Genomic DNA, 14,765 nt, shown 5'->3' with positions numbered 1-14,765 from the left:
TCTTTTTAGTAGTTTACCCAAAGTCAGGGGGAAAGCCCCCACCTTACACCCAGGCTGACAGTGGCGGAACTTGTAAAAGTTCGTTACTTAGGGAGTCGTGAATATAACTATTTGTGGCGAGAATTCTCCCTGACTCAATTTTGACAGGAGTGCCATCGTAAGCGGTAACTTTGCCCCCAGCTTCTTGTAACAAAATTATCCCGGCGGCAATATCCCAAGGAGAAAGCCCTCGTTCCCAGTAACCATCGACACGTCCACAGGCAACATATGCTAAATCTAGCGATGCAGAACCACTACGTCTGACTCCTTGGGTAAGATGGGTGAGGTGACTAAATTCTGCGTAGTTGTTATCAGAGGTTTCGCGGCGATCGTAGGCAAATCCTGTCACTAGTAGGCTTTTACTTAGTTCAGATGTTACCGAAACCTTGATGGGATGACGGTTGCGCGTTGCTCCCAAGTCAGTAGCGGCACGGAAGAGTTCATTGTGAAAGGGGTCATAAATTACACCAACTTGTGGAACGCCATTAATTAACAACCCGATGGAAACGGCAAAGAATGGGTATTGATGGGCGTAGTTGGTTGTGCCATCTAGAGGATCTATTGCCCAAAGGTATTCATTCTCTTGATTACCTAATTTCCCTGATTCTTCCGCGAGGATAGAATGTTGGGGAAAGTGGCGACGCAAAATTTCTAAAATCAACTTTTCTGAGGCTTTATCAGCAGCAGTGACTAAATCACCAGGGCGTCCTTTTTCAATAATTGCGTCTTCTAACTTACCCAAGTAACCTTGCAAAATACCACCAGCAGCTAAGGCAGCTTCGGTAGCAATATCTAGAAAAATTTGTAGATTAGTCATTTGTTATGGGGCATTGGGCACTTGTACCGAGCGAACGCGAGTGCGTCTGGTAGAGAAGCCGTAAAGCCTGCGGCATAGCTTCGCTTAAGGCGCAGCCTCTCCAAGAGTTGTATTGGCCAAACAGGGTAATTCAATTTTGGATTTTGGATTTTAAATTTTGGATTAAATTTCAATCTAAAATCCAAAATCTAAAATCTAAAATTCTTGCCCCCCCCACTCCCCACTCTTCAAAGATTTTGGCGGCGAAACTCACCGGGGGTGAGGCGCATGGGTTTTTCTGGGTTCCAGATTCCTTGCCCCATGAGTCTAGCCCATTGTTGGGCACGTTCTAAACGTTGGTCATATTTGTGGTTAGGCGATCGCCCCACAAACATTGCATTCCCTTGTTTGACTAATTCTTCATTCAACAACACCTTATCTTTCCACACATAAGCTAGAGTTCGCCCGATTTTGTCTTTTGCTTCTAAATCAAACTCCAGCGTTACCGATTGTTCTGCACCACCAATTAGATTCTCTAACTGTTCTTTTGCTGCTTCCCCCCAAGGCCGCTGTCGCAAATCTGGTGCATCAACACCCACTAACCGCACTTGGGAAATCAAATTTGGTTGTTCAGCCATGCCTAACACTTCCAAACTTTGCCCACTAACTACCCGCGCTACTTTCACCTGGGCCTGATTGTCTGGCAGCTGGTTTTTACCTTGACAACTCACCAAGAGCAATAAGCAAGCCAAAATGGCTATTTTTCGCACCCAGTCACCAAGACGCACAGGCATCAAAAATTCGGGGATTTTGAATTGTTTATTCCTCATCTAACGGTAAACCAGCTTTAACTCTCCCCCTAGCAAAATAGCGGCCAAACTGGAGTTCATAGACTTCATCTTCGTCTTGCGTTTCCACCTCCAAGTCAGAACGGGCGTAACTCACACACAACAAGGCATAACCTTGCCGACGTAAATGTGGCGACAATCCGATCGCCTCTGGTTGGTAAATTTCTCCCGACAACACTCTCACCGCACAAGTGGTGCAAGCCCCGTTGCGGCAGGAAAACGGCAGTTCCACCCCTTGTTTTTCGGCAGTGTGCAGAATGTAGCGGTCTTCTGGCACTTGTAGGGTGTATGTTTTGCCAGTGGCGCGATCGCGAACTCTAATTGTGTATGTACGGGACATCTGGATTTGCATTTTGGGATTGGGACTTTCAGATTCAATCTAAAAATATCTTTCTTTATCTTTGCATTTTGTGGGATTCTATAGTATGATCGTAACTCGTGGCACCTGGAGAGGTGGCCGAGCGGTTTAAGGCGCAGACCTGGAAAGTCTGTTTAGGGAAACTTAACGAGGGTTCGAATCCCTCCCTCTCCGTTTTCAAACCTAGTCTAAATATATAGTTTGAACCAGACTTCTACAAATAGTCTGGTTCAAAAAAAGCAGGATATTTCCAAATAAATTCTTAAAATTGCTTTGAAAGTGCCTTAGCGTGACCCTTTTCTTAAGCAAGCTACGTGCAGCGTTCCCCAAGAAAGGTATCGTACAAACCAGAAAACAAACGAGGCACTTCTGATTTAGCCCACTACACCAGTGGGTTACACAAAATCAACGAAACCTATTAGCACCCACACAATCTAGCGGGAAGTAACATTTGTTTATTTTTCACTCATAATCGAGGCATTTTGTAAAGTCGCCAAACTCCTACTTCAGTATGGCGACAGCCTGATGAACGGATCAGGTAAATTAAGATAAGTAAAGAAAACGCTTTGAACTAAATGGCAACTTTAAGTTTACAAGAAATTTCTACTCAGTTAGAAAGTCCGAATTTACGCGATCGCATGGTAGCTCTTGCCAATCTGCGTCATGTTTCTCCTGAAGATGCAGTCCCTTTAATTAAAAAGGTACTCGACGACGAATCTTTGCAACTGCGATCGATGGCAATATTTGCCCTTGGAATCAAGCCGACGCCAGAATGTTATGCAATTTTGGTGGAAATTCTAGTAAATGACCCAGATTATGGTATACGCGCTGATGCCGCTGGTGCCTTAGGATATTTGGGTGATGCCAGAGCCTTTGAAGTGCTTTCACGGGCTTTTTATGAAGATACTGATTGGCTAGTACGCTTTAGTGCAGCCGTTTCTCTAGGTAACATTAAAGATCCCCGTGCCCGTGAAATTCTTCTTCAGGCATTGGATAGCAAAGAAGTCGTGTTGCAACAAGCTGCAATCTCTGCACTGGGAGAAATTAAAGACATTGAGTCTGTCGATCAGATCCTGCGCTTCGCCCAATCAGATGATTGGTTAGTAAGGCAGCGTTTGGCAGAAGCCTTGGGAAATCTTCCCACTCCCAAGAGTATCTCAGCTTTAAAATACCTGGAAAAAGACAATCATTTCAACGTTGCTGAGGCAGCCAGAATTGGCCTCAAGAAGCTTGAGGAAATAGGCAATCAAGCTTAATATTAAAGCCTCCTGCGACCTTTTAATAATAATTAAGTGGGAATTTTAGCATTTTGATGCAGGGTAATTTCATTCATGAATATTGAAGAGTTTTTTCAATTAAGTGCTGGTAAATGGTTTTCTCATCGCACTAGTCAACATTTGGCTTTTAACGAATCTGAAAATAGCAAGTCAGACATCATCATTGAGACGCTGGCAATAGATCATCCAGAGGTGATCAAAGTGTGTCAAAATTACAAAGTTAATCCTAGTTCTGCTTCCTGTGCTACCAAAATTACCTGGAACGGCACAATGGATAAGGATCAAGCAAAACACAGTGGTTCAACTGTGTTAGTTTCGGTACCTGATGCGAATAATCCGGCCCAAGGCAAGTTCTTACGAGAAATAGTTGATGCCAATAAAACTCCAGTTGCCGGACACTATAAATTTGACAGTGATGGTGCTTTAATCTTAACTATAGAGGATGAAACCATGAGTTCTGAGGAGCGCCTGTGGTTTGCTAGCCCCAATTTGCGAATGCGGGTAAATGTCCTCAAGACTTTTGGTGGATTTAGTATTACTTCCTTCACTTCTGAGATTCGCATGGGTGGTTCTCCACCACCAGCCGCGAAGGCTTCGGAGGCGGCTAATTCAGTATCTAGTTAGTTGGATAACAAAATATTCCCCCCTTGTTTCTGGGGGGAATATTAATTGCTGGCAACTGAGTTGTGGACAAAAAGACATTTTCCAAGAGAACTTATTGTTGAATATTGTTTATAATCTCAATCACAAAATACCATGCTGTGGTTAGTACCATAGTTGGGAAAAAATTTAGATATATTTCTCTCTCTGCGTTGAGACTTTTTAAATTTGTAAAAAGTTAGCGATCGCCTGCGGTAATGGCAGAACAATTACAATCAACAAAGCTAGTGCCAGTAATCCCCAAATGTCACGTCCGTTATCCAATTCGCTGACATCATTCAGTGCAGGTTCATCAATCAACGGCATAAATAATAAGATAATCGCCCACAACAAAAATTCTTCCCGAACTAAAGAAAGTAATAGCAACAGCACGCGAGCAATTTGACCAATTATGATCGCAGTTCGTTGTCCAAACATCGCATGGACAATGTGACCTCCATCTAGTTGTCCCACAGGCATTAGATTTAATGCTGTGACAATTAGTCCCAGAAAACCAGCCAGTGCCACTGGATGTAAGTCAAGGGCTGATTTGGCCGTTAACTGACTTCCCAAGGCTAACTTCGAGAGTAGCGCTAGTAAGATGGAATACTTGGGATTGAGGGCATCAGGATTCAAAAGTCGGGTTTTTTCACTCAGGGAAACCACGTCAGAATGAGCCAAGCCCCATATTAGTAATGGCAAGGTAACAACAAAGCCTGCAATTGGCCCAGCGAAACTAATATCAAATAAAGCTTTGCGGTTGGGAATAGGACTACGCATCTGAATAAATGCGCCAAAAGTTCCCAAGAAGAAAGGCACGGGAATAAAGTAAGGTAACGTCGAGCGAATATTGTAAAATTTGGCTGTCAAATAATGCCCAAGTTCATGAATGCCCAAAATAGTCATCAACCCTAAGGCATAAGGCAATCCTTTTAATAGAACATCTGGGTTAGATAGAAGTTTGAACAAAGATCCAGTTTCCCAGATAGATGGAAAAGAAACACCAGCATTTTGCACTCCCACCAAGGTAGTAGTTACCAAAGTAGCTGCTAGTAGTAGAAGCGCTAATCCTGGGCGAGTTAACCGTTCCTGGTTGCGTCGTGGTGTATTTGTCTGTTTAGCAGCTTGAGTATTGGGAACCAGCACAAAGAAAGGTTGGCCATTGAAACCTTCTTGAAAGATCAGCACGAAGCGATCGCCAAATTGGGCTTCAATATTAGTCTTAATCTGCTGGTAGGCGTTGCTGGCTTTAGTTCGCAACTGACCACGGCAAATCACAGCTTGTGGTCGATACTCAATATTTTGAACGTAGTATACAGACCAAGGAAAACAATTTCGCAGTTGAGTTTCTTCCGTTGGCTCAATAGGACGCACTATTGGTTCTGCGATAGGCTGGATAGTCGGCTGTGATTCTGAGGCTTGAGCTTGAACTTGAGTCGGTGTATCTCTTGGCGCTTGACGCCCCCATTGAAACAATGTCCAGTACAACAGTGTGCAGACAAATAACGACCAAATGATCAGCGCTGGTGGCGGAGGTTGTTTCGCCCCGTAGATCAGCGTCCATCCACTCAACAGAAATGCTGGTGTCATTAAAATCAGCCACAACAACCATACTGGCGTCCGAGTGATGTGAGCGACGCTGTGCTGCACCATTAGATAAGTAGCTAGCCCCAGTAGGAGGATAAATAGAAACCAAAATGCCATGTTATCTTCAGTAATTTGGACAAAACACCCCACCAGTAGCTTCAGCACCATAGCATTAACTACAAGGCAGACCTCAAACCCCAATTTTATTCACAATGGTTAACAGTGCTGGTTAATGCTCAAGTTTCAATTCTTCAGAATTTCCACACTGTAACCAGATTGTCCACAACTCCTCAGTTTCGGTTCTTTGATTATGTGCCCTTTACCTCAAGTGCCGAGTCATACAACTAAGCCACCACGGGCTGTCTTCCCTGACGAAGTTCCTAGCGGAAGTTCTCTGCAATCGGACTTCGCACAAGAGAGCATTTTTGCCTTTCCACCCAATCGGGACACATTAGGGGGAACCTCTTATTTTATTGTAAGAAATGAAGGCAATATCCTCATAGATTGCCCTGCCTTAGACCAAACAAATCAAGATTTTTTGCGATCGCATGGAGGCGTGCGTTGGTTATTGCTCACCCATCGAGGCACTATTGGCAAAACCGCTGAAATTCAGCAAATCTTTGGCTGCGAGGTGCTGATTCAAGAGCAAGAAGCTTATTTATTACCAGGCTTAACCGTAACTACCTTTAGGCAGGAATTTATTCTCGATGCCGCAACACAAGTGATTTGGACACCAGGTCATTCTCCCGGCTCATCTTGCCTATACTACAGTGAACTTGGAGGTATATTGTTTTCTGGTCGGCATTTAGTCCCTAACCAGCAGGGTAAACCAGTACCATTACGGACAGCGAAAACTTTCCACTGGCCAAGACAAATTAAAAGTGTTGAGTTACTACTAGAACGTTTTACACCAGAAACTCTCCAGTATATTTGTCCTGGAGCTAATACAGGCTTTCTCAGAGGTAAGCGTGTCATAAATCAAGCTTATCAACACCTCGCCTCTCTTGATTTACCAGCTTTGCTGCGGATACAGCCTCTACTTTAAAGCAATTCGCAATGGGCTGCGCCCCGCTACGCTAACGCAATTACGTTTTGTGACGGGGATTTTAATTAGGCATTCAATTCGTGCTGCTGCTATAGGCAGGGGAATTAAACTGAACATACTTTGTTAATGAGAGAAGACTGCTACCTCAATAGAGTTAGAAGCAGGTCTTGACGCGTTCAGAATTAAAAGAAGTACCTCAAATTAACATGGATGATGAATGATTTAGTCTTTTTAGCTGCTCATCAATTGGCAAAAGCAATCCGCGATCGCCAAGTCTCTTCAAAAGAAGTAATAGAAGCTTATCTAAGTCAGATTGCTCAACACAACCCAGCACTAAATGCCATTGTGACTTTAGATGCGGAAAATGCGATCGCTCTGTCGAAAGCGGCAGATAAAGCATTGGCTCAAGGAGAAAATTGGGGAGTCTTACATGGAGTACCCATAACTATCAAAGACACCCTCGAAACCAAAGGATTACGGACAACGAGCAGTTATGAACCTCTAGCTAATTATATCCCAGAGCAAGATGCTACCGTTGTCGCTCGACTACGCGCCGCTGGAGCGATTATTTTGGGCAAGACGAATACACCACAGTTGGCTGACAACTTCCAGACTAACAGTCCCCTGTTTGGTAGAACAAACAATCCCTGGAACCATGAGTGTACCCCAGGCGGTAGTACTGGAGGTGGGGCGAGTGCTATAGCTGCTGGGTTATCCCCTTTAGAACTTGGTAGTGATATTGGTGGGTCTATCCGCGTTCCGTCTCACTTCTGTGGCATTTTCTGCTTGAAACCAACCGAGCATCGAGTCTCAACATTTGGACATATTCCAGAACTGCCAGGAACACCGAAAACCATCTGGCACTTGCAGACAGTAGGGCCTCTTGCCCGCTCTGTAGAAGACTTGCAATTGTGCCTGTCACTGATTGAAGGCCCAGACCCGCGCCAGCCAGAAGTGTTGCCGATACCCATACAAGGCAACCCAGTTACCACACTACAATCCTGCCGCTACGCTTGGACAGAAGGTTTTGATATTCCAGCAACAACCGAAACTAAGGCCGCTCTAGAGAAACTAGCATCATCCCTAGTCGAACTAGGGTGCTATGTAGAGCAACACAACCAGCCACCGAATTTTGAGAGCAATGCAGTAGGGGATACTTACCTGAATATTTATGCTTTTGAATTGGGTTTATCACAGCCAGACCTGACGCAGACTCAACAGCAACAACGGTATGTCACCGCCCTCGCCGAGCGCGATATTCTGATTGCGAATATGGAACGCTTCTTCTCTGATTGGGATGTTTGGCTGTGTCCAGTGGTGCCAGTACCTGCCTTCACCCATCGTCAGCCAGGAGAACCCATTCAGGTAGATGGTCACGAGTTCTCTTATTTGATCGCAATAGGTGCTTACACCACAATTTTCAACCTAACTGGCAACCCTGCCGTGGTACTGCCCTTTACCCAGTCACAAGAAGGATTACCCATTGGTGTGCAGGTGGTAGGGCGGCGGGGAAGTGATATGAAGCTGTTAGAAATTGCTCAGAAATTAACTCAAGTAACTGGTTGTTTTCAACGCCCACCAGGGTATTAGGTGGCTCAATCCAGTTAAAATACTCGTTAATCAAGTTCTGATACTACTTTGGGAAGTCATCAAAAAGCGATCGCCACATCTACTGAAGGTGCCCTGTTGCCCTAATCCCCAATGCAACTTTTGTAACGTTTGTTAACCAACATATTGTCCAGGGAATTCTAACCTTAGTACATAGGAATTTTCGTCAAAATTTATGAGCGCAAATGTTGATGGAACTTTAACGATCGCTGGCTACCAAATTATAGAGCAACTTTATTCAGGTTCTCGGACTCAAGTGTATCGGGCAGTTCGAGAAGGCGATCGCTTACCAGTTGTGATCAAGCTCTTAAAACAAGAATACCCAACCTTCAGCGAATTAGTACAGTTTCGCAACCAGTATGCGATCGCTAAAAACCTAGATATTCCCGGTATCATCAAACCCTACAGCCTAGAAGCCTATAACAACGGCTATGCCCTGGTAATGGAGGACTTTGGTGGCATTTCCTTGCGGGAATTTACCCAAGGAAAAACACTGACATTAGAGCAATTCATCCCCATTGCTCTGCAACTGCTAGACATCTTACACCAGTTACATCAACAGCGCGTTATTCACAAAGATATTAAACCAGCCAACATCTTGATTCACCCTCACACGAAACAAATCAAGTTGATTGACTTTAGTATTGCCTCACTCTTACCACGAGAAACCCAGGAGATTCAGAGCATCAAGGGACTGGAAGGGACGCTGGCATATCTGTCACCAGAGCAAACCGGACGGATGAACCGAGGCATTGACTACCGCAGCGACTTCTATTCATTAGGTGTGACTTTCTTTGAACTACTGAGTGGAAAACTGCCCTTTGAGTCTCGTGACCCGATGGAGTTGGTGCATTGCCATATCGCAAAGCAACCACCCTTCGTCTGGGATTTCAACCCCGATCTGCCCTTGATGCTGGGCGAGATTGTCCGCAAACTGATGGCGAAGAACGCCGAAGACCGCTATCAGAGTGCGTTAGGACTTAAATATGACCTTGTTACCTGCGTAGAACAGTGGCGAGAAACAGGCAAGCACACCTGGTTTGAATTGGGACAGCGCGATATCAGCGATCGCTTTCTCATCCCCGAAAAACTCTACGGACGGGAATCGGAAGTGCAGACATTACTGGAGGCATTTGGTCATGTTGCCAATGGTGGCTCCCAACTGATGCTGGTGGCAGGTTTCTCTGGCATTGGCAAAACTGCCGTCGTCAATGAAGTGCATAAGCCGATCGTCCGGTGGAACGGCTACTTTATCAAAGGGAAATATGACCAGTTCAACCGCAACATTCCTCTGTCTGCTTTTGTGCAAGCCTTTCGTGATTTGATGGCACAGTTGCTCGGTGAAAGCGATACTCAACTGGAGCAATGGCAGAGCAAGATTTTAGCGGCAGTTGGAGAGAACGGGCAAGTTTTGATCGAGATGATTCCTGAACTGGAGCAGATGATCGGCAAACAGCCTGCGATCGCTGAATTATCGGGCAGTGCGGTACAAAATCGCTTTAATCTGCTGTTCCAAAATTTCATTCAAGTCTTCACCACAACAGAACATCCGTTGGTGATGTTTCTCGATGATTTGCAATGGGCAGATTCGGCATCGCTGAATTTGCTGAAGCTGTTGATGGTAAGCAATCGCGGTTATCTATTCATTATTGGCGCATACCGCGATAACGAGGTGTTTGCGGCTCATCCACTCATGTTAACGCTAGATGAAATCGAAAAAGCATCCTCTTGCGTCAACACCCTGACTCTAGTTCCCTTGAGTCAAGCAGATGTAAACCATTTAATTGCCGACTCGCTTAGTTGTGCGACTGAAATGGCATTGCCGTTAACAGAGTTGGTTTATCAAAAAGCCAAAGGCAATCCCTTTTTCACGACTCAGTTTCTGAAAGCGCTGTATGAAGATGGGCTGATTACCTTTGATTGGGAAGCAGGTTTTTGGCAGTGTGATGTCGGGCAAGTGCGATCGCTGGCTCTCACCGATGATGTGGTGGAATTTATGGCCCAACAGCTTCAGAAATTGCCCAACATCACTCAAGATGTTTTGAAACTGGCAGCTTGTATTGGCAATCAGTTTGATTTGGCGACGCTGGCGATCGTCTCTGAAAAGTTGCAGACGGAAACCGCTTCAGACTTGTGGAAAGCATTGCAAGAAGGATTTATCATTCCGATCAATGAGGTTTACAAGTTTTATCAAACTGAAGCATCAGCCGCCACAGTTCAAACATCAACACAGAAGGTTGACACCTGTGTTTACAAGTTCTTGCACGATCGCGTCCAGCAAGCCGCTTATTTCCTAATTCCAGAAGAACAAAAACAGATCGCTCACCTAAAAATTGGGCAACTATTACTGACTCATAGGCTCGTTGCCAAACAAGACGAAAAACTGTTTGAAATTGTTAACCAACTTAATATCGGCAAATCCCTGATTGTCGATCTATCTGAGCAAATAGAACTCGCTCAACTCAATCTGAAAGCTGGACAAAAAGCCAGAGCCGCAACTGCCTATACAGCTGCATTTGAATATTGCACTACAGGCATTGCCTTGTTAGCTAAGGATATGTGGCAAACGCAGTATGAGTTAACCTTAGCCCTCTACGAAGCTGCCACTGAAGCCGCTTACCTGAGCGGCAACTTTCAGCAGATGACACAATTAGCGGCAGTCATTACAGAATACTCTAGAAACCTGTTGGATACAGTCAAGGTCTATGAAGTTCAAATTCAAGCTGCTCAAGCCCAACATCAATTTATAGAGGCAGTGCAGATTGCCCTGAAGATTGTAGAACGTCTAGGAACGAGTTTTCCTGAGCAACCCAGTCAATTGGATATTGCACAGGCATTTGAGGCGACTAAATCGATCCTGGCTGGTAGGCAACCGTTGGACTTAATCACTCTGCCCCAGATTGTAAACCCTAACAAATTAGCAGTTATACGGATTCTTGCCGCTGTCTCTTCTGCTGCCTTTGTCGTCACTCCAGCGCTCTTACCATTTATTACTCTTGAGCAGGTAAATTTATCCGTTCAATATGGCAACACCTCATTTTCGGCAATTGGCTATGCCTACTACGGACTAATACTTTGTGGGATGGTAGGAGAGATTGACTTTGGCTATGAGTGTGCAAAACTTGCACTTTTATTGCTCGAACATTTCAATGCCAAAGAACTGAAATCGAGAGTTTATGTCGGAATTCATTGCAGTGTGTGGCATTGGAAAGAGCCGCTCAAGAACACCTTACCGTTTCTTCGGGAAGGCTACGAAGTTGGATTGGAAACGGGAGATTTAGAATCAGCGGCTATTTGCGGATTCATTTATATCTCGTACTGTTGGTTTATGGGCAAAGAACTAAGCGAACTCAGCCGACAAAGCGCTGCCTTCCGAGATCAGCTGGCGCACCTCAAGCAAGAAGGTCTTACCAGTCATCTGACAGTTTTTCAGCAAGCAATTTTGAATATGATCGGCGATTCTGCTGAACCTTGGCAGCTGAGTGGAAATGCCTTTAATCGAGAGGAAATTGTGCCAGCCCTCCAGCGATCGGGCGATCAGACTGCGTTGTACTATTTCTATGCCAGCCAATTGGGTCTATGTTACATGTTTGGCAAGTTTGAATTGGCGGTGGAAAACGCGATCGCATCTGAAAACTATATCGGTGGCGCTACAGGCTTATTCATCGTTCCGCTCTGCTACACCTATGATTCTCTAGCCCATCTGACAATCTATTCTCAGGTTTCCCAACCACAACAGCAACACATTCTGCAACGGGTGGCTAAAAACCAGGAAAAGATGAAAAAGTGGGCTGGCCATGCTCCAGAAAATCACCTGCACAAATTTTATTTAGTTGAAGCCGATCGATACCGAGTTTTAGGGCATAAATCAGAGGCATTAGAATTCTACGATCGCGCCATTGCTCTTGCTAAAGAACACGGCTACATCCAAGAAGAAGCCCTGGCTAATGAACTAGCAGCTAAATTTTACCTCGACTGGGGCAAAGAGCGCATTGCTCAGGAATACATGACGAACGCCTACTATGGCTATGCTCGTTGGGGCGCTAAAGCCAAAGTCGCCGACTTGGAACGACGCTATCCCCAACTCCTCGCCCCCATCCTCCAGCAAACCCGTTCTCCCTTCTCAACTAACGAAACTATCTTCACCTTGGAGAGTGTCACCTCCACCACTTCCAGTAGTAGCACCGTCTCTGTTGCTTTAGATTTAGCTACCATTCTCAAAGCTTCTCAAACCCTTTCTGGAGAAATCGAACTCGAAAAACTGCTCTCGGTATTGCTGCATATCGTCATTGAAAATGCCGGAGCAGATAAATGTGTGTTCATGCTCTTGGAGTCAGGTCGTTTGCTGATTCAGGCGCTAGCACAGCTTTCTCTTGATGTCACATCTGGACAGAACAAGGGAATTGCCCACATCGATTTTTACCCAATGTTGCTCAACCCGCAGCCCGTTGAGGACTCTCTTGATGTGCCAGTTGGCTTAATTAATACCGTTAAACGCAGCTTAAAACCAGCAGTGATTGTTGATGCCACGGTGCAGCCGCAATTAATCAATGACCCCTATATACAGCAACAGAAGCCCAAGAGTATTTTGTGCAGCCCGATTTTGCATCAAGGTAAGTTGCTTGGCATATTGTATCTGGAAAATAACCTGGCAACCGGAGCTTTTAATAGCGATCGCGTCGAACTGCTCAACTTACTTTGCGCTCAAGCTGCAATTTCTCTAGAAAACGCCCGACTTTATCGAAATTCCCAGAACTATGCTCAACAGTTAACACAATCTCTAGCAAAATTGCAGGCTAATGAAATTCGCTTCCAAAATTTGGCGAATAATATTCCTGGTATGGTGTACCAATTCCGGATCGCGGCTGACGGTTCAACTTCAACACCCTACGTTAGCTCTGGCTGTCTCGACTTGTATGGGTTAGAGCCAGAGTTGGTGATAGCAGGAACCCATAGTCTTTACGCCATGAATCATCCTGACGATCAACCAGCTATTGTCCAAGCGATCGCTTACTCTGCCCAAACTCTGACACCGTTTGACCTAGAATGTCGGATTATCCTGCCTTCAGGAACCGTCAAATGGATTCAATCTCTTGCTCGGCCACAGCGACAAGCCGATGGCGCAATCTTATGGGATGGGGTGATGATTGATATTAGCGATGTCTACGAGGAGCTTCGCTTACGCAAACAGGCCGAAGCATCTCTAGCCAAAGAACGAGAGTTTTTGAATGCCATCATTCACAATATTACCGATGGGATTGTTGTTTGTGATGCTAGTGGCAAGTTGACCTTATTCAACAACGCAACTCGTGAGTTTCATGGCTTACCAATAGAATCATTACCACCTGAACAATGGGCAGAACACTTCTCACTCTATCAACCTGATGGGCAAACACCCCTATTAACAACGGAAATCCCTTTGTTTCGTGCCTTGCAAGGAGAAATAGTCGAAAATGCCGAAATAGTAATTGCGCCGAAGCATGGTTCTACGAGAATTTTGTTAGCAAGTGGACAAGCAATCTTCGATCCTTTGGGTAACAAAGTTGGTGCAGTAGTTGTGATGCGAGATATTAGCGAAAGGGCGCGGCTTGAAGCCGAACGCAAACTTGCTGAACTTGCTTTGCAGCAAAAATCACTTGACTTAGAACAAGCGCTAACTGATCTGCAAAACGCCCAATTACAAATGGTGCAAAGTGAAAAAATGTCAGCATTAGGTAACTTAGTTGCTGGTGTGGCTCACGAAATGAATAATCCTTTGGGTTTTATTGCTGCGAGTCTCAAACAAGCTAAACCTACCTTCGCTGATATTATCGAACACCTGAAACTCTATCAAAAAAGTTTCCCCAACAAAAGTGATGAAATCAAAGACCATGCCGAAGAAATCGACTTGGATTATAGCTTATCAGACTTGCCGAAGATGATTGATTCCATGACGATGGCGTGCGATCGCCTCAAAAATATCAGTACCAGTCTCCGCACTTTCTCCCGTGCTGATCAAGATTATAAAGTACCATTTAACATTCACCAAGGCATCGATAGTACAATTTTAATTTTAAAACATCGTCTCAAGGCGAATGAACAACGTCCAACGATTGAAGTTGTCACCAACTACGGTAATTTACCTCAAGTCGAATGTTTTCCGGGTCAATTAAATCAGGTATTCATGAATATCCTGGCAAATGCTATTGATGCATTAGATGAATCTAATCATGGATGTAGCTTTGAAAAAATAAAAGCCAATCCTAACGGGATTACAATTACAACCTCAGTCGAAAATAATCTAGTTAAAATTGCCATTGCTGATAATGGTCAGGGGATGAATGAACAAGTCAAATCAAAAATATTTGGCCATTTATTTACGACAAAAGCTGTTGGGAAAGGAACAGGATTAGGACTTGCGATCGCTCGTCAAATCGTCGAATCAACCCATAGCGGCAAATTGAGTTTTAACTCTCTTCTAGGTAATGGTACAGAATTTATCATTGAAATTCCGGTATAATTTTTACCTCTTCTTGGTAAACAACTTCAGATATCTGGGAATACTAAATCTGAAAGCCTCTTTTGATTT

General features: G+C 44.6%; 9 protein-coding genes and 1 tRNA gene. 6 read left to right on the top strand and 4 right to left on the bottom strand.

The features are described 5' to 3' along the window. Window positions 1–43 precede the first annotated feature (43 nt). The 3 genes from V7K30_RS03850 to V7K30_RS03840 form a co-directional block, all read right to left on the bottom strand. Window positions 44–856 (bottom strand): inositol monophosphatase family protein, encoded by an 813-nt coding sequence (locus tag V7K30_RS03850; protein WP_334997277.1) that lies wholly within the window; start codon window positions 854–856, stop codon window positions 44–46. A 227-nt stretch (window positions 857–1,083) separates the two neighbouring features. Continuing rightward, window positions 1,084–1,665 (bottom strand): thermonuclease family protein, encoded by a 582-nt coding sequence (locus tag V7K30_RS03845; RefSeq protein ID WP_334997275.1) that lies wholly within the window; start codon window positions 1,663–1,665, stop codon window positions 1,084–1,086. After that, a complete protein-coding gene (locus V7K30_RS03840; RefSeq protein WP_334997273.1) occupies window positions 1,655–2,023 on the bottom strand; it encodes a 2Fe-2S iron-sulfur cluster-binding protein in 369 nt (122 codons plus the stop codon). Before V7K30_RS03840 ends, V7K30_RS03845 begins: the two co-directional genes overlap by 11 nt. Before the next feature lie 107 nt (window positions 2,024–2,130). On the opposite strand from V7K30_RS03840, the gene V7K30_RS03835 reads away from it, so the two are divergent. The 3 genes from V7K30_RS03835 (at window position 2,131) to V7K30_RS03825 (ending at window position 3,942) form a co-directional block, all read left to right on the top strand. Continuing rightward, window positions 2,131–2,215: transfer RNA gene (locus tag V7K30_RS03835), tRNA-Ser, on the top strand. A gap of 401 nt (window positions 2,216–2,616) precedes the next feature. Further along, window positions 2,617–3,297: a HEAT repeat domain-containing protein gene (locus V7K30_RS03830; RefSeq protein ID WP_334997271.1), complete on the top strand. Its 681-nt coding sequence runs from the start codon at window positions 2,617–2,619 to the stop codon at window positions 3,295–3,297. A 75-nt stretch (window positions 3,298–3,372) separates the two neighbouring features. Beyond that, complete coding sequence (locus V7K30_RS03825; protein ID WP_334997269.1) at window positions 3,373–3,942, top strand: phycobiliprotein lyase; 570 nt, start codon at window positions 3,373–3,375, stop codon at window positions 3,940–3,942. A 198-nt stretch (window positions 3,943–4,140) separates the two neighbouring features. Here the strand turns inward: V7K30_RS03825 and V7K30_RS03820 are convergent, their stop codons facing one another. Next, a complete protein-coding gene (locus V7K30_RS03820) occupies window positions 4,141–5,661 on the bottom strand; it encodes a site-2 protease family protein (RefSeq protein WP_334997390.1) in 1,521 nt (506 codons plus the stop codon). 193 nt (window positions 5,662–5,854) lie between these two features. Here V7K30_RS03820 and V7K30_RS03815 point away from each other — a divergent pair, with 193 nt between their 5' ends. The 3 genes from V7K30_RS03815 to V7K30_RS03805 all read left to right on the top strand — a co-directional run bounded on the left by V7K30_RS03815 (window position 5,855) and on the right by V7K30_RS03805 (window position 14,696). Next, the gene (locus V7K30_RS03815; RefSeq protein ID WP_334997267.1) at window positions 5,855–6,589 is read left to right on the top strand and encodes an MBL fold metallo-hydrolase; all 735 of its coding nucleotides are present in this window, start codon (window positions 5,855–5,857) and stop codon (window positions 6,587–6,589) included. 210 nt (window positions 6,590–6,799) lie between these two features. Next, window positions 6,800–8,179 carry an amidase gene (locus tag V7K30_RS03810; protein ID WP_334997266.1) on the top strand — a complete coding sequence of 460 codons (1,380 nt, stop codon included), beginning with the start codon at window positions 6,800–6,802 and terminating at the stop codon, window positions 8,177–8,179. Window positions 8,180–8,372: 193 nt separating this feature from the next. Continuing rightward, window positions 8,373–14,696 carry an ATP-binding sensor histidine kinase gene (locus V7K30_RS03805; protein WP_334997264.1) on the top strand — a complete coding sequence of 2,108 codons (6,324 nt, stop codon included), beginning with the start codon at window positions 8,373–8,375 and terminating at the stop codon, window positions 14,694–14,696. Window positions 14,697–14,765 lie beyond the last annotated feature (69 nt).

It is taken from the genome of Nostoc sp., assembly GCF_036917655.1.
In the GTDB taxonomy this organism is placed as follows: Bacteria; Cyanobacteriota; Cyanobacteriia; order Cyanobacteriales; family Nostocaceae; genus Nostoc.
This window is presented reverse-complemented; position numbering and strand designations above follow the sequence as displayed.